This window comes from Geobacillus sp. FSL K6-3411, assembly GCF_037965715.1.
Lineage (GTDB): Bacteria > Bacillota > Bacilli > Bacillales > Anoxybacillaceae > Geobacillus > Geobacillus thermodenitrificans.
Genome location: NZ_CP150187.1, coordinates 994,323 through 1,015,724, shown reverse-complemented (window position 1 = coordinate 1,015,724; position 21,402 = coordinate 994,323). Strand labels below are relative to the sequence as shown.

21 protein-coding genes are annotated in these 21,402 nt (G+C 46.6%); 2 read left to right on the top strand and 19 right to left on the bottom strand.

What is annotated here, in order from left to right:
* Positions 1–9 precede the first annotated feature (9 nt).
* From NSQ22_RS05165 to NSQ22_RS05155, 3 genes are read right to left on the bottom strand one after another with little or no spacing between them, the layout of a single operon-like run.
* Positions 10–390 carry a DUF6262 family protein gene (locus tag NSQ22_RS05165; protein WP_042409697.1) on the bottom strand — a complete coding sequence of 127 codons (381 nt, stop codon included), beginning with the start codon at positions 388–390 and terminating at the stop codon, positions 10–12.
* Entirely contained in the window at positions 383–2,491 is a 2,109-nt protein-coding gene (locus NSQ22_RS05160; RefSeq protein ID WP_042409700.1) for a tyrosine-type recombinase/integrase, read from the bottom strand. Before NSQ22_RS05160 ends, NSQ22_RS05165 begins: the two co-directional genes overlap by 8 nt.
* Positions 2,488–3,624 carry a tyrosine-type recombinase/integrase gene (locus NSQ22_RS05155; RefSeq protein ID WP_042409702.1) on the bottom strand — a complete coding sequence of 379 codons (1,137 nt, stop codon included), beginning with the start codon at positions 3,622–3,624 and terminating at the stop codon, positions 2,488–2,490. Before NSQ22_RS05155 ends, NSQ22_RS05160 begins: the two co-directional genes overlap by 4 nt.
* Before the next feature lie 435 nt (positions 3,625–4,059).
* On the opposite strand from NSQ22_RS05155, the gene NSQ22_RS05150 reads away from it, so the two are divergent.
* Positions 4,060–4,239 carry a DUF2187 family protein gene (locus NSQ22_RS05150; protein ID WP_013145942.1) on the top strand — a complete coding sequence of 60 codons (180 nt, stop codon included), beginning with the start codon at positions 4,060–4,062 and terminating at the stop codon, positions 4,237–4,239.
* A 28-nt stretch (positions 4,240–4,267) separates the two neighbouring features.
* Here the strand turns inward: NSQ22_RS05150 and NSQ22_RS05145 are convergent, their stop codons facing one another.
* The 11 genes from NSQ22_RS05145 to NSQ22_RS05095 all read right to left on the bottom strand — a co-directional run bounded on the left by NSQ22_RS05145 (position 4,268) and on the right by NSQ22_RS05095 (position 13,566).
* The gene (locus NSQ22_RS05145; RefSeq protein ID WP_049756677.1) at positions 4,268–4,954 is read right to left on the bottom strand and encodes an oxidoreductase; all 687 of its coding nucleotides are present in this window, start codon (positions 4,952–4,954) and stop codon (positions 4,268–4,270) included.
* A 52-nt stretch (positions 4,955–5,006) separates the two neighbouring features.
* Positions 5,007–5,504 carry a preQ(1) synthase gene (gene queF / locus NSQ22_RS05140; RefSeq protein WP_008878810.1) on the bottom strand — a complete coding sequence of 166 codons (498 nt, stop codon included), beginning with the start codon at positions 5,502–5,504 and terminating at the stop codon, positions 5,007–5,009.
* 48 nt (positions 5,505–5,552) lie between these two features.
* Positions 5,553–6,287 carry a 7-carboxy-7-deazaguanine synthase QueE gene (queE, locus tag NSQ22_RS05135; protein WP_008878811.1) on the bottom strand — a complete coding sequence of 245 codons (735 nt, stop codon included), beginning with the start codon at positions 6,285–6,287 and terminating at the stop codon, positions 5,553–5,555.
* A complete protein-coding gene (gene queD, locus NSQ22_RS05130; RefSeq protein WP_008878812.1) occupies positions 6,287–6,724 on the bottom strand; it encodes a 6-carboxytetrahydropterin synthase QueD in 438 nt (145 codons plus the stop codon). Before queD ends, queE begins: the two co-directional genes overlap by 1 nt.
* On the bottom strand, positions 6,721–7,392 hold the full coding sequence (gene queC / locus NSQ22_RS05125) for a 7-cyano-7-deazaguanine synthase QueC (RefSeq protein WP_011887050.1): 672 nt from the start codon (positions 7,390–7,392) through the stop codon (positions 6,721–6,723). Before queC ends, queD begins: the two co-directional genes overlap by 4 nt.
* Positions 7,393–7,562: 170 nt before the next feature.
* A complete protein-coding gene (locus tag NSQ22_RS05120) occupies positions 7,563–8,675 on the bottom strand; it encodes a GerAB/ArcD/ProY family transporter (protein ID WP_008878814.1) in 1,113 nt (370 codons plus the stop codon).
* A 26-nt stretch (positions 8,676–8,701) separates the two neighbouring features.
* Complete coding sequence (locus NSQ22_RS05115) at positions 8,702–9,787, bottom strand: Ger(x)C family spore germination protein (RefSeq protein ID WP_029760374.1); 1,086 nt, start codon at positions 9,785–9,787, stop codon at positions 8,702–8,704.
* A 12-nt stretch (positions 9,788–9,799) separates the two neighbouring features.
* Positions 9,800–11,311: a spore germination protein gene (locus NSQ22_RS05110; RefSeq protein ID WP_041264294.1), complete on the bottom strand. Its 1,512-nt coding sequence runs from the start codon at positions 11,309–11,311 to the stop codon at positions 9,800–9,802.
* A 95-nt stretch (positions 11,312–11,406) separates the two neighbouring features.
* The gene (locus NSQ22_RS05105; protein ID WP_011887047.1) at positions 11,407–11,595 is read right to left on the bottom strand and encodes a hypothetical protein; all 189 of its coding nucleotides are present in this window, start codon (positions 11,593–11,595) and stop codon (positions 11,407–11,409) included.
* 78 nt (positions 11,596–11,673) lie between these two features.
* The gene (locus tag NSQ22_RS05100) at positions 11,674–12,711 is read right to left on the bottom strand and encodes a membrane protein (RefSeq protein WP_008878818.1); all 1,038 of its coding nucleotides are present in this window, start codon (positions 12,709–12,711) and stop codon (positions 11,674–11,676) included.
* Between the two features lie 111 nt (positions 12,712–12,822).
* Positions 12,823–13,566 (bottom strand): FixH family protein, encoded by a 744-nt coding sequence (locus tag NSQ22_RS05095; RefSeq protein ID WP_008878819.1) that lies wholly within the window; start codon positions 13,564–13,566, stop codon positions 12,823–12,825.
* Positions 13,567–13,850: 284 nt separating this feature from the next.
* Here NSQ22_RS05095 and NSQ22_RS05090 point away from each other — a divergent pair, with 284 nt between their 5' ends.
* Positions 13,851–15,986 (top strand): ATP-dependent Clp protease ATP-binding subunit, encoded by a 2,136-nt coding sequence (locus tag NSQ22_RS05090; protein WP_008878820.1) that lies wholly within the window; start codon positions 13,851–13,853, stop codon positions 15,984–15,986.
* Between the two features lie 366 nt (positions 15,987–16,352).
* On the opposite strand, the gene NSQ22_RS05085 is transcribed toward NSQ22_RS05090, so the two are convergent.
* From NSQ22_RS05085 to NSQ22_RS05065, 5 genes are all read right to left on the bottom strand, one after another.
* Positions 16,353–17,006, bottom strand: coding sequence for a TetR/AcrR family transcriptional regulator (locus tag NSQ22_RS05085; protein ID WP_008878821.1), 654 nt, complete (start codon positions 17,004–17,006; stop codon positions 16,353–16,355).
* Positions 17,007–17,017: 11 nt separating this feature from the next.
* Positions 17,018–18,043, bottom strand: a complete 1,026-nt coding sequence (locus NSQ22_RS05080) for an ABC transporter permease (protein ID WP_008878822.1) — start codon at positions 18,041–18,043, stop codon at positions 17,018–17,020.
* On the bottom strand, positions 18,040–18,768 hold the full coding sequence (ccmA, locus tag NSQ22_RS05075; protein ID WP_008878823.1) for a heme ABC exporter ATP-binding protein CcmA: 729 nt from the start codon (positions 18,766–18,768) through the stop codon (positions 18,040–18,042). The genes NSQ22_RS05080 and ccmA overlap by 4 nt, the downstream gene beginning before the upstream one ends.
* Positions 18,769–18,901: 133 nt before the next feature.
* On the bottom strand, positions 18,902–19,420 hold the full coding sequence (locus tag NSQ22_RS05070; RefSeq protein WP_060475706.1) for a GNAT family N-acetyltransferase: 519 nt from the start codon (positions 19,418–19,420) through the stop codon (positions 18,902–18,904).
* 96 nt (positions 19,421–19,516) lie between these two features.
* On the bottom strand, positions 19,517–21,211 hold the full coding sequence (locus NSQ22_RS05065; RefSeq protein WP_081157173.1) for a M3 family oligoendopeptidase: 1,695 nt from the start codon (positions 21,209–21,211) through the stop codon (positions 19,517–19,519).
* Positions 21,212–21,402 lie beyond the last annotated feature (191 nt).

The following is a 21,402-nucleotide window of genomic DNA, read 5'->3' as shown; positions in this document are numbered from 1 at the left end:
CTTTTGTTACTATAACTTCTTATATACCTCTGCGTAAGCTAATTTTAACTGTTCCCGTAATTGCTTGTTTTCGTCTTCTAACTTTTTGATTTTTCGTTTCAACGATTCAATAAGAGCGTCTTTGTTGCTCTCATTCATTTCTCGCTTTATTTGTTTCGCAGTAGGAGCTTGTGCTTGTTGTTGGCGTAAGGTTTCAATACGCTCACGCAGTTCAGAATGGTTGTAAAGTGTTGCTTTCGCTACCCCTGCTTCATTTGCTACGCTATTAAAATTAATGCTCTCATTGGCTCGTATGAGCCTTTTAATGGCTTCATCGACCTTTTGATAGGTGAGAGCCTTTCTGGAGGCATGAATGGCTTTCAAATGCTCTCTACGGTCATAGTTAGCCATTGGAAACACCTTGCTTTCGTTTGATTCGTTCTAATCGCCCAAAGATGATATTGCCTTCTTTAATGGTGTTTAAGATTTTCTCGTAACGCTCTAAATTCCTTTTATTCTTTTCAGCGATATCATTCCTGCCACGCTGTTCCAAAGCTTCTATCGTTTTTGTGGTTGTTTTGATTAATAATTCATACTTCTGTATATCCAAATCAGAAAAACCGATGGCTAAGTCCTTACATGGGCTTCCACCGTTACATGTTAGACATGGTGGTTCTTCGGCATACGGACAATTTCCGTTGATTCTTGCGTGACAAGTTCCGTATGGATTATCAATCGCATTCAATTTATGATCACGCCACAATGTTTCCAAGATATCTTCTGGAATATCCTTATTAGGTTTTACTTCCCGAACCTCCCCATTTAGGTCAAAACTAAATACACCTTGTTTTATTGCTTCCTCAAATGCTTTACGCTTGGTATCGTCTAATAACTTAGCGTATCGCAGGGTCATTTCAGGTGAAGCATGTGCTAATAATTCTTGAACCGTTAAAATATCGACTCCACTATTTAACATTTTGACCGCATAGGTATGGCGGAATTGATGTGTTTTAAAATGAAAGACATGACCGTTTTCGTCTATAATATTCTTGGTTTTTGCTAATTTATTTAGTTCATACCGAATGAAAGCTTGACTAAATGGTTTTCCTTTGCGGGAACCTCGATAACGAACGAAAATAAATTTTTCAGGATTGTTGTCGTCATTGCTATTTTTTATGGATTTATCAATCAATACCGCAAGAATATTGGCTAATTCTTCATCAATCGGAATCCGATGTCCTTTTACGTAGGTTTTTTCAATATCGGTCTCGATATAATATTTTCCGTTTAGTTTGACTAAACAATCTTGTGTTAAGCCTAGTACATCGGAAATCCGCAATCCTGTTTTAAAGGCTACCCATATTATAGTCTGAATATCTTTGTGAAGATGATTGATATGAGTGAATAGTTGCTCCAACACATAATCAGGAATATAGTCAATTTGGTCAATGGATTTCTTCTTTGGTTTTGGTTTGTCTTCTGGGAAAATTAACAAATTTACATTAGTTTCGGGAGCGATATCGTATCCATATCGTTGAATGTCTTCAAGAAACCTTCCTACGATATATAGGGCATATGATATATAGCGTTCAGGATGCGCATTCTTTTGCTTTAAGTTGCTTTCCGCATATTCATGCAACCATTGAATGTACTGTTCCATATGGGAACGCTTTAACCCACTTAAATCATTCCAAGTCGGTTCTAAAGAAAACAAGAAAGAGAAGAATTTTAGTAAATTGGTAAAATAGTTTATTGCGCTACTCCAAGCGAAACGGTTTTTACTTAATAAGCGTTGCTTGATATACTGTTTTACTTGCTGACGTATGTTCATGTTTTCAAACTTGGTGAAGTCAATGTAATGGTCAGACTTACTTTTGTTGTACTCAATCCCATACTTATCATGTAGGACCCTTACATCCCATCGGTCTTTTTCCCATTCTTCACGATTGTCAGTTAATTCAAAAAGCTTCGTTTGTAAGACTCGTAAAATGGTTGCTGTTTGTGATTTAACTGTGCGTTCACCATAATAATGTTTTTTAATTTTTTGTGTTTTAATCCTTTGCTCGGTTAACCAAAGCAACCATTCTCGCTCTACTTGATTTATCTCCAAATCAAGTAGAGAATATAAGGTGGGGTACTTTGCATTTAGGAAGGCGGTCAATTTTCGAAGAATTGCAGCCAGTCCAATCCAAACAGTTGTTAAACTCCATTCATCCCGAAATAACTTATGGTAGAACACATACTTAATTTCCAAGTTGACAGATGGGCTTTTCACTTGAAATAGAATATATCTATGTGTATCCTTATAGTTTGAAAATTGTTCTTTGAAGTTAGAAATAGTTCCTATTACATTAATGTCCCATTTATCATTGACTAAAAAATATGGATTTGGTTCAACTTTGGTAGTTATCGAGCCGTCTTCATGGATGGTTTTTTCGGTATAGGTTGATAACTCTTGCTGTAAACGTTCATGGAAACTTAATTGATGAATAGGGTGTTGTTGAATATTCATTCGATCGAATCCTTTCCAGATTTTTTTGTGATGTCAAACGCATGTTGTGCCTTCTCCCAATTCTTACGGATTTCTTCATCCGAAGGATGGAGATACAAATTGATCGTGGTTTGGATTTGAGAATGTCCTAATCGTTCTTGTACTTGTTTAATATCTTTCGTTTGTTGGTAGTACATGGTAGCGTGTGTATGGCGTAAAAGGTGAGGATGAACATGGATCCCTGTTTTCTTTTTCAATCGCTTAAATAAGGCTTCTACATCGCTATAGGTCATGGGTTGACCTACGTTCTTGCCGCGCAATTTGATAAACAAGAAATTTGTATTGAAGTCCAATTCATCCACTACCTCATACAAGTAATCATCCAACAAATCCATTAAGGCTTGGGAAACATAAATTTCCCGTTCCCCTGTTTTTAGTTTTGCTCCGTTCTCCAGTTCCCCTCGATGGACTAAACGAATCCGATGTCCGTTCTTATGATCAAAAATAAAATCCTCAATGAATAGAGAAAGCACCTCACCAATTCGCAATCCTGTTTCAAAAAGCAATTGAATTAACAATCTATCTCGGATGTTAGTGGTTGCTTTTATCAATTGTTGTACTTCTTCTTTCGTTAAAACTTTCAGCTTTTTTCTTGGCTCTTTGACCTTCAGAATATGACGGTTAGAAGGCTTATTTTTATTGACATGATACAGAAAATCCTTGTATCTGGTTCTTCCTCCTGTAAAATCTTGCTTCATCAACTTATCGACCAGATCATTTGGAAGTTCCTCATTTCGATACAAATAGTCATAAAAATTGGTGACGGCTGTAATCGTCAGATTAATCGTTTTTTCTGTTTTCTTTGCTTTCACAGGTTGGAGGGGAGTCACCTTTGTGCTTTCATATGGATTCCTCAACCATGCGACAAACTCCACCAAGTCCTCTAAACGAACTTTCCTGTAATCCTTCTTCTTTTCCTGTAAAAACACAAAATACTGCTTTAACGCATAACAGTAGGTCTTCAGTGTATTCCTGCTTTTCCCTGTTGTATCTAAATACTTCAGATACTTTACCACAGGAATCACAGGAAATCCTTTTTCATCCACTAATATGTATCTAATGTTATTCTCTAAGAAAACCTCTTGCACCCTCATAGATCTTCACCACCTAATATCTTTTCTTTTTTACGCTCGGTCGAAAGACCTCGCTACGCCTCCCGCTGTGGGCTATGTCCTCCACCTCTTTTAAAACAAAAATATGTTTTGCCTATAAGTATACATAATAGACCATATTTTCAATATCTATATAATGAATCTATTATGTATGAAAAAAGAGGATATATGTCCTTATACTGAACATAATATCCTCTAATCATTATAGTATAGTTAAGACTTCGCCCCTTGTTTTTTTAAAAATATTAAATTTTAGGAAAGAAAAGGCTTTACTTGTGCATAAAAATAGGGCAAACTAGTAGAAAAGCACCGAGTCTCTCAGGGGGCTAGCGCTGCTGACAATGGCAGGCGTGCCGGTCGGCTCGGTTGGCAATCCATTGGGTTCACCACTATTTGTTTAAAAGGAGAATGATGATGATGATAAAAAAAGCGAAAGTCGGAGATATTATTGAATTTAAAAATGGATTACGCGGCATTGTGGAAAAAGTGAACGAAAACTCGGTCATCGTGGATTTGACATATATGGAAAACTACCGTGAGCTTGATTTGCAAGAACGGACAGTCGTCAATCATAAAAACTACAAGATCATCGAATAAAAAAGAGGCTGCTATGAGCCTCTTTTTATTATGAAATGCGGGCTAATTCATCGCATTCATATATATGGACGCCGTTTGCTGCCGATGCCGCCCGGTAAAACATGGCCAACGCAAGCTGGCTGGCATCGACCGGCTTATATTTTTTCCACTTGCCGACAAACAAAAACGGCAGCCGGCATAACAGCCATCCGGCGAGCGTCTCGCCGAGGCGGAACTCCCGGCGCTTGCCGACAAGCAGCGACGGGCGGAAAATATGGAGCGACGGAATGGACAGCCGCTGCAACGCCTCTTCCGTTTCCCCTTTGACGCGCTGATAAAAAAACGGCGAACACGGGTTGGCGCCGATCGAAGAGACGGTCAAAAAACTTTTCGCCCGGCATTTTTCCGCCAACGCCGCGGCACGCAGTGTATATTCATAGTCGACTTGAATGAATTGCTGCCTTGTTTTCGCCTTTTTACGCGTCGTTCCGAGACAGCAAAACACATCGTCAACATTAAAATACCGTTCATACGACTCAAGCCGCGCAAAATCGACCACAACTTGCTGCAGCTTTTCATGTTCCAACGGCAGCGGGGTGCGAACGAAAATAGTCACTTGCCGGTATAAATCCGATTGCAACAGTAACGCCAGCAGTTCGCTGCCCACCAAACCGCTCGCTCCAAGCAAAAGAGCTGTTCTTCGCTCCAACGCCAAAACCTCCAAGCAAAAATTCATTGTCCATTATATATGAGTTTTGGCGAAAAAACCACCTCATTTTTTGCCGGCTTTAGCGGTTATCGATTTTTTCTGGGTATAGGTCATGGTTGAGCAGCCGATACTCGGCCATTTTTTCGTATTTCGTCCCCGGGCGCCCCCAGTTGCAATACGGGTCGATCGAAATGCCGCCGCGCGGGGTGAATTTGCCCCATACTTCAATGTAGCGCGGTTCCATCACGTTGATTAAATCGTTCATAATGATGTTGACACAGTCTTCGTGAAAATCGCCATGGTTGCGGAAACTAAACAAATAAAGTTTCAGCGACTTGCTTTCGACGCATTTTTTGTCCGGAATATAACTAATGTAAATCGTCGCAAAGTCCGGTTGGCGAGTTTTTGGACATAGACTCGTAAACTCCGGACAATTGAACTTCACGAAATAATCCCGGTCAGGATGTTTGTTGTCAAACACTTCAAGAAGATTGGGATCGTACGTAAACGAATACGTTGTCCCTTGATTGCCAAGCAGCGTCAAGTCTTTCAATTCTTCGTCTTTCCTTCCATTCATTGGTCATTCCTCCTTCTTTATCATTTCGTGATGGACCAGCGTGCGGCTTTAGACACCGCGCTTCGTTCCCCAAAGAAGCGTGTGCAGTTGCGGCAACACATGAACGTCATTCAGCTCATCTGATTGAGCCACCCGTTCCACTAGCCAATCAAGCTGGTCAAAAAGCTTCATGCGAAGCGCATTCGTATCGAGCGCCTCGACATCGGCGTTGCCGGTCTGCAAATAAAATGGAACTCCCGGGTAACGGCGATGCACTTCTTTCGCATACGCCAAATCCGCTTCATCGAAGACGACAACTTTCAGACTAACACGCCGCGTCCGATTTTGATCAGCCAGCAGCTTCCTGATGATGGAATCGAGCATCGCCCAGTCGGTATCCATCCCCGAACTTGGCGGCTTCGGGGAAATGGTGACATCGTCAACGTCAAGCAACCAATCTTGCCAGCGGCTCCCTTGCGTCTCGACCGCCACTTGTACCCCTTTTTCATGAAGGAGCGCAACGAGCTCACCAAGAGCGGCGAGCAGAAGCGGGTTGCCGCCTGAAATCGTCACATGGCGGAAGCGACGACCGCCAATGGCTTCAAGCCGCTGCCAAATATCTTCTGCCGTCAGCTGTTCGATCTCTTCTTTCGCCGACCCGTCCCACGTGAAGGCTGAATCACACCAACGGCAGCGGTAATCGCAGCCGGCGGTGCGGACGAACATCGTCTTTTGGCCGATTACCATCCCTTCTCCTTGGATCGTCGGCCCGAAAATCTCTAATACCGGAATCGTACGAGCCACTACCGTTCCCCCACTTTCGGGCGGTAAATGACATAACTGGTCGGTGTTTCACGGACAAATACTTGTAAACATTTCGGTTTATGCGGCAGCGTATCTAAATAACGTTGAATCGTTTCATAAATCGTGCGCGCTACCACTTCCGTCGTTGGAAACCGGTTCGGGTCATGGCGGTCAAACCAATCGGTATGATCATTGAGCAGCGTGTGATCCAATTTTCCATGGATAAGCTTCTTTAACATTTGGAAATTGACTAAAAAGCCGCTCTCATCCAGCTCGTCGCCGGCAACCGTCACATTGACGACGTACGTATGCCCGTGCACATTGGCGCAGCTCCCAGCCGCTTCGTGCGGGATAAAATGAGCAGCAGCGATGTGCATATCTTTGTTCAGCTCATAACGGTACGGATGGGCCACCTGCGGGTAGAGCTGATAGATCATCGCGCCTTCACCCCCGCTTTTTCCTGCAAATACTCCTCCAACCCGCGCTTGCGCAACACGCACGCCGGGCATTCGCCGCAGCCATCGGCGATCACGCCGTTATAGCACGTCAGCGTCTTCGTTCGGACGAATTCAAGCGCCCCAAGCTCATCAGCTAGTTTCCACGTTTCCGCTTTCGTCAACCACATGAGCGGTGTATGAATGACAAACGGATAATCCATCGCCAAATTCAGTGTCACATTCAGCGATTTGATAAAGATGTCGCGGCAATCCGGATAGCCGCTAAAATCCGTTTCACATACACCGGTAACAATATGGCGAGCCCCTCGTTGCTTAGCAAGCACCGCAGCGAACGATAAAAACAATAAATTGCGCCCATCCACAAACGTTGTCGGCAGTTCGCCTTCCTTTTGTTCAATAGCGATCTCGCCGCGTGTTAGGGCATTTGGCGCCAACTGTCCAAGAAGCGACATATCAAGCACCGTGTGGCGGACACCAAGCTCATCGGCAATCGATGCGGCGACTTCGATTTCTCGGCGATGGCGTTGGCCATAATCAAACGTCACCGCTTCGACTTCCGCAAACTGCTTTTTTGCCCAAAACAAACACGTCGTACTGTCTTGGCCGCCGCTAAAGACGACGACCGCCTTTTCTTCATTCATTTTCATCTTGACTAACCTCCTTCTGAATCGACAGAAGAAGAGGTTTCCAAAACAAAAAAGGCCATACCCCTAGGATACAGCCGTCCCTAGTTTTTTATAGAGGGTTTTGCTAGAAACCTCTCCCGTACGAGCGTACGGAATTGTATTCTTCTGTTTCCTTTTTTACTATAACATAACTACTGCTTTTGTTGTAGAGATTTTTTCACTTTTTCCACTACCCATACATACACGTACAGAAGTGGAATATAAACCCCTATGAGGAAAAGCCCGCTTTTAGACGTCCATTGTATGAACCGTTCGATATCGCTTTTCTCTTCAAAAAACAACGTCCCGATAAACAAGCAGGCGATCAACACCGGCAATGACCGGCGCTGTCTGATGGAAAACAGCTGTTTGACCACGCGCGCCATCGCCCAAACAGCGACGACAAGGTTCGGAAACACCACAAGCACATAAATCGAAATGACGATATATTCCATCCGTTCAATAAATGGCACTTCCGGAATTTTGGCAAGCGTCAACGTCGGCCATGTAATATGAGCGATCTGTTCTTTGTTGTAAAAAATGATGGAGATAAGTATGACGACCAAATAAAGGAATATTGTCAATACGTTGGAAGCATGCGCCCACTTTTGCGATGACGGGGCATTTTTTAAAAATGGGTAATACATAAGCAGCACTTCAAACCCTAAATATTGAAACGCCATATCGTTGACAGCTTTTAAGATTTGTGTGGGCGAATGGTCCAACACCGGCAATAAGTTCCGATATTGTGCATATTCGAACGCAAAAGCCATCATCGGAAATATCGTCGCCAGCGGGATGACAACTCCCCAAAAGCATAGGCCAGCGACGACACGAAAACCGCCGGAAATGACGTAATACGTCAACATTAAAAAAATGAGGCTGAACTGCCATGCGCCCATCAGCGGGAACATCCATACTTTAATAATTTCAATATATGATTGAAGCACCGTAAACGCTGCTAGGGCGTAATAAGCCAACAAACCGATGCTTAACACCCCGCCGAACCAACGCCCGAAATAATGCTTATGAAGCGATACAATATCGCCGCCGGATGGGGAATAGGCAAGCAGACGATACATCAGCCAAATGAGCACGTGCGTAGCCAATCCAGCCAATAATACAGCCATCCAAGCATCTTGCCCCGCATCTTCCATTAGTGGCCGCTGAAAACCAAGCATCCCGACACCGACTTGGGTTGCATGAACGATAAAAAAAACAAGAAACGGGGAGATGAGAAATCGTTCATCGAGCGTTTGTTTCATCGTTATCCCTCCTCATGATCCCCGTTTTATTCACCAATTCCTGTATGGATAATGTCCACCGTCACGTGTGGACGAATATCTAAATCTGGATATTCACGATAAAACGATTCGCGATCCCACCGTCTCGTGACGCTGCGCACAAAGTCGCCGATGCCCATCGGATCAATGCGTTTTTCCTGAAAATAGTGAAACAGCCGACGCATATCTTGTTCCAATTCTTTTTCCATTTTCTTTTTTACATCGGTAAACAAATTGGCTCCCGGTTCATCAAGCCATGACGGATAATCTCTTACCGAAGCATGAATGTGAACAAATACATCCAGCACATGACGGTCTCCATCCCGCCTCCATTTATAAGTCGGTTTCGCCCATAAATTTTGCAACATCACTCGATCTTCACCTTGTTTGCCACGCTCCCCAACCTTTAGCTGATAGACGCCGTTTTTCGTTTCCCCTAACAAAATTTTCATCAAAAAAGAATCCCGCAAATCCACATGTCCGACATATCGGCCATCACGAAACAACGCCACTCCTTCTAACTTGACGAACCCGCCCTTTTTTTCAAAATAGGGTAAAAACGGATCGCTTCCCGGAGAAAAATATCGGTACAAAAACAAGTGTAAGTTCGTCTTTGGCAAGTTCATTGACTGTTCATTTTGCTTAATGAGATTCGGTAAATACAACGTATCGCTCAATGTCGTTTTTGCCGTAATGTCTAACAGCTCCTTCGCACTTCCTTCCGCTACACCAAGGAACAAATGACTGCCAACTTTGTTATTGCGCGCAAGACTATGAGTAATTTGTTCGATCCCCCGTTCGGCAAACTGCTTTCCGAATAAAATGAGCCGCAGCTGCCCTTCTTCGATCGGCAGCGCCGATTTCGCCGACAAGCGTGGGATTAAATCGTAGACGGTGGGTGATGAAGTCGTCAACATATTCGGTTTCGTCATCGGCCCTTGTTTAAACGTCGGGTAGACGGCGGTGCCGATATATTGATCATCCTTAAAATCATAGCCCATCTGTTGGATAATTTGAATTTGATCGATCGGCCGCGATTTCGCACAGCCGCCAAGCAACAGCAACCCTAGCAAACATGCGAGCCAACGTTTCATCCCCATCACACCTTACTCATCAATATCGCGCTTTTGCTTAGCATTTTCCGGGTCATAGCGAAACCGCGACTGCGGGCGGAAAAACGTCGGCCGCTCCGCTGTCATACTGTATGGCGAGCGGACGAACGTATCGCGGAAGTTGCGCACGCGCAACGGATAAAACGGCACTAAGTATGGATAACCAAGCGACTGAAGCCGCCCTAAATGAATAAGCAGTCCGCAGACGGCGAAGGCGATTCCGATCCCTCCCCAACATGCGGCAAACAAAATAAACGGGAATCGGATAAACCGAATCGAATTTGACATTTTAAAAATTGGCGTCGTAAACGAGGCGAGCGCCGCTAAAGCGACGACAATGAGCAAAATCGTGCTCGCCAGCCCGGCATCCACCGTCGCCTGCCCGATAACAATCCCGCCGACGATACCGAGCGTCTGTGCGACTTTCGTCGGCAGACGCGCCCCTGCCTCGCGCAGCAGCTCAATCGTAATCTCCAAAAACAATACTTCAAGCACTGGCGGAAACGGAACGTTCGAGCGCGAATAAATGATCGGACCAAGCAAGTCTTCCGGAATCATTTCATAATGGTACGTCAATACCGCGATATAAACCGGTGATGCCAAGATGGAAAACATAACACCGAAAAAGCGGATAAGCCGGAAAAATGAGCCGAGCACCCACGGCAAAGAATAGTCTTCCGGCGAAGTAAAGAAATCAAAAAACGTGGACGGGCCGATGATCGCATACGGTGAACCGTCGCAAAACACCGCGACTTGTCCTGATACGAGCGCATAAACAGCTCGGTCGATTCGCTCGGTGGAGAGGAAGAGCGGAAATGGCGTCTTTGAATTATCGGCGATGATCTGATCGATGATCGCATTATCAAACACAACGTCAAAATCAATGGCTTCAATTCGCTGTGTCATCGTTCGGATCGTTTCCGGGTTCGCCACGCCGTCAATATAGGCAATCACAACTTTCGTTTTTGACACCGAGCCGATCATCATTTCACGAAACACAAGATTCGGCGTTACGATTTGTCGGCGGAGAAGATGCAAGTTCGTGCCGATATTTTCGACAAACCCGACTTTCGGTCCGACGACGCTAAATTCGTTTTCCGTATCGTTGTTTTCCCGCAGCCCTAGATTTTCGTTCGCCGCACTGATGAGCGCCGCCTTGCCCGGCTGTTCTCGAAAGCTGACGACAACAAACCCTTTCAGTACTTTTTCCTCGATCGCCGCCGGATCCTCGCTCACTTCAATGCGTTGAATCGGAACGATTTGCTGTAAATCTTCCAACTGAACATCCGGACGGCGAGAAAGATCATTTTGCAGATGACAAAGAATATTTTCCTGCAGCACTTTCGGGTCTACGAGCGAATCAAAATAGTAAACCGATAGCTCCTTGCGTCCAACCACAAACGACACTTCGACAAAATCACTGGATCGCCGGAGCTTTTCCCATAATTGCGGCATTGTTAGCTGTGACGGATGCTTTTTCTTTTTGAAAAATGATAAAAAGCTCACGGCTATCCCCTCGCCTTTCCGTTTACGGCATAGTCTTCCAATGTGAGAACATTTTTATGCATTCCTCACATTCCTCATTGATTAGACAGAATATTCTAAAAGGGGAATCCACAAACGAGTGAGCTGGCGAAACGACGACGGGCGAGACAGGCATTGAAAAAAGTGATGGAAACAGCGGAAACACTGCGGCGTCGCGCGATTTGGAAACGATGATCGCCCGCTTTCGCCCATGACGTTGCGTTGATGAGAGATTTTCCAATCAACACGCCAATCTCTTTTTTCAAAAAGAGCGTTGCTAAAAAATTGAGGCCCTTTCACCTCCCCCCCTGAAACAGGGAATCGCCGGAGACGAAAGGGCTTATTTATTGACGCGGCAGCTGCCGTCGCCAAAGAAGCCATAACAAGACGAGACTGATATAGCCAAATAGCGGATAAATAAACGACAGCAGCTCCCCGTAGCGAAACGGACTCACAGCCATAAATAGTGAGACAAGCAATACGGCAAGCCATTTTCCGCGGAGCGGCACCCAAATGCGCACTTGCCGTTCAAGTCCGAATAGACCGCCAATAATCGATGTAAAAATTTCTCCGTAAATGACAAAAACATAAAACCAATACAAAACGGCAAAAAACGTATGGACGACCTCTGCCATTGGAATATCATACCCGTTCTTGTGCGGAAACGACAACAGCACCGTATGATTCAGCAGCAACAAAACGGTCAGCACGATCCCGCCTAAAAGCGCCCCCCTCTTTACCGCCCGTTCGTTTGTTGCCTCACAGGCGACAGGGACGAGTACGGCTTGAGCCATTGCCAAATTAAACGCCGCATACGAAAACGGCGACAATACCGCCTTCAAAGAATAGTCCGCCGCTACCATGTCCGGGCGGCACAGCTCCCCGGCCATCACCGTCTTAATGAAGACGACCACACTGAACAACATGATCATCGGCACCACAAACACATTGATGCCAAATAGGCCTTTGCGGTCAAATAACATAATGACAAACGCCAAAACGAGGGTCAGCGCAACACCTGTCTGCCGCGCCCAGCCAAGCTGTTCTTCAAACACCGCCCCCGCTCCGGCGATCATCACCGCCGTCACCCCAGCGAGCATGACCGTCATGACAAGCGTCACGAACGGACTTACCATCCTCCCGAATAAATACCGGTTCAGTTCATCGTACGATGACGCCCCGATACGGCGTGCCATCACCATCAGGCGCATGCCGCCCCATGTAAACAAGAGGCCACTCACGGCTACACCGACTGTCCCTACTGCTCCGTACTGGGTGAAAAATTCGATAATTTCCCGGCCGGTCGCAAACCCCGCACCAATGACCGTACCGATATAGACAGCGGCGATTTGCCAAGCCTCCAACCATTCCTTCCCATGCATTGTCTGCCCTCTCCTTCTCTCTTGTCCGCTGTTTATTGCTATATATATGTCTAACGTGGACAAGAAAGACGAAAGGGAAGAAAAAAGGATGCCTTTCTTTGGCATCCTTCATCAGTTGACGGTCACTTGTTTCACTTGATGTTCATGCAGTGCGCTTGCTTCGACGTGCACTTTTACCGAGTACGTCCCTTTGTTCGCAAACGTGGCCACTGCCTCATATTCGCCATTTCCTTTTTCGCTCGCATCGATAAATTCGTGCTTATTCTCCGCCTGCCAAATTTCAAAACGAACGGTGGCGTTCGTGAGCGCCTTTCCATCTTTCGTGATCCGAACCCCTAACGTCACCGGCTTTCCAGCTTCGAACGAATGGGAAGATAATGACATGGAAACATCACTGCCGTGATGATGGCCTTCTTCCTTATTTGCTTGATCATCAGAGCTTGACCCTGCAGCTGAGGCCTGTTCCGGATTCCCAACCACGATATCTTGTTTCGGCATATTATGCATGTCACGAGCTGTCACATGGGCAACAACAGAATACGTTCCCGCTTCCGTGAACGTTTTCGTCACCGAATAACGCCCATTGCCATCATGCTTCGCTTCCAGCATTTCCCGATCGCCATTCCCATGTTTCCATACTTCAAATTTCACTTCGCTTGCATCCTCGACTTTTTCGCCGCCATATGTCACCACACAGGCGAGCTTCGTCGGCTTGTTCACATCGATGTGATCCGGCACATCCATTTTCACTTCAAGCATCGCCGGCGTTTCCGCTTGTTCGTTGTTGTTCGAGCAAGCTGCGATGATGATAGCGGTAAGCACCGCGACCATCACGAAAAACAGACGTCTTCTCATTCTCATCCTTCTCCTTCTTTCATAGCTTTATAAATAGTATAAACAGGTCTCCCCATCTCCCCCGCTGCAAGCGCCAGCCACAAGCACCTTCTACTTTTTTCTGTTTTTCACTTTATCATAGTTTTATCGCACCTACATTAGTATTCACCATTTTTTCAAAAACATTTCATCATGATAACAATTTTTTTGTAAAAAATACTTGAAAGTCAAAAAAGGTCAAAGTATAATAAAATCAGAAAGTCAAAGAAAGTCAAAGTCAAACCGTAAAAAAGGAGGTATGCCTTATGCGTTGTCAAGCATGCCAACAACGGGAAGCAACAGTGTTTGTCAACTTACAATGGAACGGTGAGAAAAAACAACTTCATCTTTGCCATACATGCTATGAAAAGCAAAAACAACAATTGTCGATTCCGATAAACTTCGGCTTTTCGCCGTTTTCATTCGATGACTGGTTCACCGACCACTTTGCGACGGCCAACGCTCAAGCAGTCGGACCAGAAACAGCAGCCAAACGTCCGCAGCGCCACGGCGGTGGATTTTTGGATCAATTCGGCCGCAACTTGACACAAATGGCTAAGGCGGGCTTGATTGACCCAGTCATCGGCCGCGACAAAGAAATCGCACGTGTCATTGAAATTTTAAACCGCCGCAACAAAAACAACCCGGTTTTGATCGGAGAGCCGGGCGTCGGAAAAACAGCCATCGTCGAAGGGCTTGCTCTGAAGATTGGCGAAGGGCAAGTGCCAGAAAAACTGTTGAACAAAGAAGTGTACTTGCTTGATGTTGCATCGCTCGTCGCCAACACCGGCATCCGCGGTCAATTTGAAGAGCGGATGAAACGGCTCATCACCGAACTGCAAGAGCGGAAAAACATCATCTTGTTCATCGACGAAATTCATCTGCTCGTCGGTGCCGGCGCTGCCGAAGGGTCGATGGACGCCGGCAACATTTTGAAGCCGGCGCTCGCCCGTGGTGAGCTGCAAGTCGTCGGGGCGACAACATTGAAAGAATACCGGCAAATTGAAAAAGACGCCGCCCTTGAGCGCCGTTTCCAACCGGTCATCGTCCACGAGCCGACCGTTGACGAAGCAATTGCCATCTTAAGAGGCATCCAGCCAAAATACGAACAATTCCATCATGTCCGCTATACGGATGAAGCGATCGAAGCGTGCGTCAAACTTGCGCACCGCTATATCCAAGACCGCTTCCTCCCGGATAAGGCGATCGATTTGCTTGATGAAGCCGGCTCGAAAGCGAACTTGCGTCTCGGACCGACCGATGAGAAACAATTGCAAGAGCGGTTGATGCAAATCGCGAAAGAAAAGGATCAAGCAGCTAAAGAAGAAAACTATGAACTGGCGGCAAAACTGCGCGATGAAGAGCTGAAGCTTGAGAAACAACTCGAACAAGGCGTCACCCAAGAGCACCCTGTTGTGGATGTCGCCGACATCGAGCGGATCATCGCTGACAAAACAGGCATCCCGGTCGGCAAGCTGCAAGCTGATGAAAAAGAAAAAATGAAACATCTTGAAGACAATTTGGCGAAAAAAGTGATCGGCCAAGCAGAAGCAGTGAAAAAAGTCGCCAAAGCGATTCGTCGCAGCCGCGCCGGCTTGAAAGCGAAACACCGCCCAGTCGGTTCGTTCTTGTTCGTCGGTCCGACCGGCGTCGGGAAAACGGAGCTTGCCAAAACGCTCGCCGAGGAGCTGTTCGGCACAAAAGATAGCATGATACGCCTTGATATGAGTGAATACATGGAAAAACATTCGGTCTCAAAACTGATCGGCTCGCCGCCAGGCTATGTCGGCTTTGAAGAAGCCGGCCAGCTGACGGAGAAAGTGCGCCGCAATCCATACAGCATCATCTTGCTTGACGAGATTGAAAAAGCGCACCCGGATGTTCAGCACATCTTCCTGCAAATTTTAGAAGACGGCCGCTTGACCGACAGTCAAGGCCGCACCGTCAGCTTCAAAGACACAGTCATCATCGCAACAAGCAACGCTGGTGTAACCGACAAAAAAATCACCGTCGGCTTTGAAAAACAAAGCGGTGGCGCTTCAAGCATTCTCGACTCTCTGAGCGCCTACTTCAAGCCGGAATTCTTAAACCGCTTCGACGCCATTATCGAGTTCAAGCCGCTTGAAAAAGCGCATTTGCTTCAAATTGTCGACTTGATGCTCGATGACGTCAAAACAGCGATGCGCGAACAAGGCATCGAACTCAAAGTGACCGAAGCGGCGAAAGAAAAACTGGCCGAACTCGGCTATCATCCAGCCTTCGGCGCCCGTCCGCTCCGCCGCGTCATTCAAGAACATGTCGAAGACAACATCGCTGACTGCCTGCTTGACGCGAACCAACCGGTGCACACGATCCGCGTCGACGTCAACGACGGCGCCATTGTAGCGCAAATCGCATCATAACCATCTTGTGAACACCGTCTCACCTCGTTTTCAAGGTGAGACGGTTTTTTGCACATTACATCTATAAAAATTGTAGTCAACTACCTCTTCTTCACTCCTAAAAGGTTTTGAATTGAGGGATTGTGTACCCAACCTTCATACGCTCCGCCACAGCATAACCGTGATGCGTTCGTTTTGCTTAAAAATATCGAATGCTCTCTCGTTCCATCAGCAAATAGTCAGTCGGATTCCGTAACATCGCCGTCCATGACTCCCCACCGTTGAACTTTAAGCCATTATTAAATGATTTCAAACCGTTTTTAGAAGTCCTCCTCCACTATGTGGAAGAACAAGGCTAAGCCGGCTTCTCATGCGGAAGCCGGCTGTCTAGCGCCGCAGACCGTTCATCAACACGCGGATCGTCCGTTCCATCTCGGCCTCATCGTCCCAATGATGCTCCGGCAAAAAAAGAAAACGGGTAGCTAAAAAACCGGCAAACGATGTGATCGTCAAACGGATGACAGAATCAACAGGGAGCTCGGCCAACTCCCCTTTTTCTTGAAAATGGCGGACAATGCGGGCAAATTTCGGATACACATGCTCTGTAAACACGTGTCGAAAGCATTGTTTAATTTCAGAATGAAACGCTACTTCCTGCCAAAGTATACGAATCGCCGGCAAATATTTTTTCACAAAAGCGTAGCGATTCGATAACAACGTACGCAAAAACTGTTCGTACGTCTCATATTCGTTGTCAAACACTTCACGGACAAATTCTTTCGCTAAAAACGGAGCAACAGACTTAAATAATGTCGGCGTGACGATGGCTAACAACAAGTCCTTTTTTGTCTTATAATGGCGGAAGATCGTTCCTTCCGCCACCCCGGCCTTTTTGGCAATTTCGCTCGTCGAAGTCGCCGCATACCCTTTCTCGGCAAACATTTCGACGGCAGCTTCCAAAATTTTTAATTGCTTTTCGCTGAACTTTTCTTTTGTTCCATCTATTTGCAGCAGCTCGTGAATCCATGAATGCTCGCTCATTGTTCTACCCCTTACAGCTTGCGATATTTTTTCAACGCTACTACATTTAATACCATAAACAACACCGTAAACCCAAGCAGCACGTATATGTCAGCAGCGATCGTACTCCATCCTTGGCCGCGCACCATAATGTCGCGCAACGCGTTTGCCCCGTACGTAAGCGGCATGACGACACTCAGTGAACGCAGCCATTCTTCCATTGTATCAAGGTTGAACAAACCAGAGAAAAACACTTGCGGAATAACAACAAGCGGGATAAACTGCATCATTTGCAGCTCGCTGTTGGCAAACGCTGATAACAGCATCCCAAGTGCAAGCGCCGTCATCGCTAGCAAAAACGTAATAATCAGCACATACCCGAATGAACCTTCCATCATCATGTCAAGCACATCAATAGCAAACCACGAAATCAAGCTGGCTTGAACGGTCGTAAACAGCCCAAATCCGATCATATAACCGGCGACTATCTCCCAGCGCCGCAGTGGCGTCGCCATGAGCCGCTCGAGCGTCCCGTTCGTCCGCTCACGCAAAAATGACACCCCGGCAATCAAAAAGACGAAAAAGAAGATGAAAACACCAATCAACACTGGACCGAAATAATCGAAAGACGCCATGTCGCTTGACCCGTGCCAATACGTTGTTTTCAGTTGAAATGAGGGGGTGGGCACCATCGACTGGAACGCCTTTTGCACCGTGGCCAGCGCCGCCTGATTGGCGGTCGGGTCGCTTCCTTCGAGCGTAATGTGCGGAGCGCTTCCGTTCATGTTAAGCCATGCGTCAATCTCTTGATCGTCCAGTTGTTTTCGCGCTTGTTTTGCCGACAGCTCTTTCACGTTCGCTCCCGCTTCTTTCAGCTTGTCAACAACTGCATCAGGCACGTTGTCGCTGACAGCAATCACCGGTGTGTATTCTTCGCCATTAAACACGAAATCCATTAACAACAAGACGAACATCGGCGCGACAATCATGAGCGCCAACGTCCGTTTGTCGCGGAAAAACTGGTGGATGATGCGAACGACAATCGCCATCACTCTCATTGATGGACACCCCCGAAATGTAAAAATGCCTGTTCGAGCGTTTGCGACTTAGTTTCGCTCTTTAACTCGTCCGGGCGCCCAACGGCAAGCAACCGGCCATCACGAATCATGCCAAGCCGTCCGCACTTTTCCGCCTCATCCATGATATGTGTCGTCACAACGATCGCGGTGCCACGCTTTTGAATCTGCTTGAGTTCTGCCCAAATGGACTGACGTAACACTGGATCGATGCCGACTGTCGGCTCATCCAAAATAAGCACTTCCGGTTCGTGAAGCAAGGCGATTGCTAACGACAACCGCCGTTTCATCCCACCCGAGTATTGGTGTACCGGCTTCTTCCGATCATCTGCCAAGTTGACGAGCTCCAGCATGTCATCGATTCGTTCTTTTTTCTTTTTCCCTCTCAATCCATAGATAGAAGCAAAAAATTGCATGTTTTCTAGCGCGGTCAACTCCCCGTACAGCGCATCGGACTGAGCCATAAATCCAATACGCTTCATCGTTGTAAGCTCCGGCATATCCGCACCGAGCACACGAACCGCTCCTTCGCTTGCTTGATCGATGCCGGCGATCATGCGCACCAATGTCGTCTTGCCCGCTCCCGATGGACCAAGCAGGCCGAAAATTTCCCCCGCATGGACATTTAGGGACACATCGTCAATAACAATCTTTTTTCCAAACCGCTTCGAGACATGCTCAACTTGAATACATGGATCGGCAGCCATGCTTCTCCTCTCCTTAATTTATATTAGTGAGTAATCACTCACTAATAGTATACAAGAGAACGACCACCTTTGTGAAGTGAGTAATCACTCACAATATAAAAATGTTTTAGCTGCCGACCGTTCGGCAGCCTGTTTACGATTTCATCGTCTTGATGTCTTGCCAGCCGTAGCACCACTCCCATAACGCTTTTCCGCCGATTTCCACCTCTTCTTCGGCGATCTTTTCACCGCCAAGCCGTTCGTAAAAGTGGCGCGACGGGTTGTCGGCGAGCACCCAGACGACCATCGAATGAATTCCTTTTTGTTTCAAATCACTGACTAACGTTTGAACGAGCTGATGGCCGAGTCCTTTTCCTTGCGCCTCTTTAAGCAAGTAAATCGCGTACAGCTCGCCATCATATTTTGCTGTTGGCCCATCGGTCATTCGATTTGAGCCGCCAGAGACAAACCCGACGACGCGCTCATTTTCTTGGACGACAAATACAGAATGATCCGATTGGCTGAGCACTTTCTCCCATAACGCTTGTTTTTCTTCCAAGGATAACGTCTCCAAATACGTCGCTGGCACGATGCCGCCATACGTCGTCTTCCAACTTTCAACGTGAACGGAAGCGATCGCCGCCGCATCGGCCAGTGTCGCTTTGCGGATCATCGTTCTCCCCCTCCGTTCCCCTAGCTGAAATGTTTTCATCTTAACGAAAAAGGCGAAACGGTACAGTTCCGCCCGCCTTCTTTTCCTTGCCTCCCTTTACAGCGCTTCATCATCGACACTGTCAAGCCAACGCTCAATGTGGCTGACAACTGATGCGACCGCGCCATCCGCAAACGGCGATATCAGATGAGCGCTTTTAACAAGCTCAGTAAACGGCCGGCTGCCGCCTAACCGGCAAAGCGCCACATAGTCGCGCCACGCAGAATCCTTATCGTCCTGCGCTCGTTTCCAAAACTGGAATGCACACACTTGGGCGAGAGTATAGTCAATGTAATAAAATGGATCGGTGTAAATGTGCCCTTGCCGCTGCCAAAAGCCGCCGTGCTCAAGGTAATCGTATCCAGCATAATCCCTTGTCGGTAAATACGCCTTTTCGATGTTGCGCCATACGTTCTTCCGCTCGGTTGGCGTCATGTCCGGATTCTCATAGACAGCATGCTGGAATTCATCGACTGCGACACCATACGGCAAAAACAAGAGCGCATCGCTCAAATGAGCGAACCGATATTTATCGGCGTCCTCGGCGAAAAACAGCTCCATCCACGGCCATGTGAAAAATTCCATGCTCATCGAGTGAATTTCACACGCTTCGAGCGTCGGCCAGTTGTATTCTGGAATGTCGTAATGACGGCTTTCATACACTTGGAACGCATGACCAGCTTCATGGGTCAATACGTCAATGTCGCCGGATGTTCCAGTGAAATTCGAGAAAATAAACGGCGCTTGGTAATCATCGATATACGTGCAATAACCGCCACTCGCTTTTCCTTTTTTGGCGACGAGATCCATTAATTCATGTTCAACCATATAACGGAAGAAAACACCGGTTTCCGGAGACAGCTCTTCATACATACGCCGCCCGTTTTCGATGATCCAAGCTGCGTCCCCCTTTGGTGCCGGGTTGCCGGTCGGAAACATAAATGGCTCATCATAATAGTAAAGCTTATTGACTTTGATGCGCCGCCGTTGGCGCTCGCGTAGCTTAGATGCCAGTGGGACGATGTGTGCTTTCACTTGCCGACGAAAGTTCGCAACCATTTTGGCGTTGTAATCCGTTCGGCCTAAGCGGGCATAACCGAGTTCGATGAAGTTTTGAAATCCTAATTTTTGGGCGATCGCAGTACGGATATGAACGAGTTCATCATACAGTTCATCGAGCTCTTTTTCATGGTCCGTGAAAAATGAAAACCGTGCTTCGCTCGCACGCTTACGCATCGTGCGGTCCGGTGATTCAACAAACGGCTGCAGCTGCGCGAGCGTCCGCTCTTCACCTTCAAACATAATTTTTGCCGACGCGATCAGCTTTGTATATTCGCTTGCCAGTTTATTTTCTTTTTGCAAATCCTCCATAATCGCCGGGGCATATGTTTTCAGCTGCGTCTCCGCCAAGGCAAACAACTGTTTCCCCCACGTCTCTTCAAGCTCTGCGCGAAACGGCGAAGCGACAAGATCACGGTAATAGTCATTCACGAGTCCCTTGACAACCGGTTCAGTTTCATCAAAAAAGTCTTGCTCTTTTTTATAAAATTCGTCGTTCGTATCAATCGTGTGGCGGATATGGCAAAGGTTCGCCATCGTGCTGTAGCGGCGGCGCAGTTCATTGATCCGCTTCATCGCCTCGTGCTGCAAGGCAGCGCTCCCTGCGCGTCGGAACGAATCGAGCGCATCTTGAAACGATGCCTGCAGCTGATCAATGTCAGGCCGCTCATAACGAAACTCGGAAAACTTCATCATTCATCCCCTTTTCTTTCATGATCACCTTTTCACGGAATATAACAGCGGGAACAGATGCACCCGATTGGAATGGATCTTTCCCATGTTTCATCAACCACATTGTATATTCGTCAGAGTTGAAAAATCTCCTCTTTTTCCAACTTCTTAAATCCATTTCTATTTTATACTACATCAGCTCAAAACCTTTA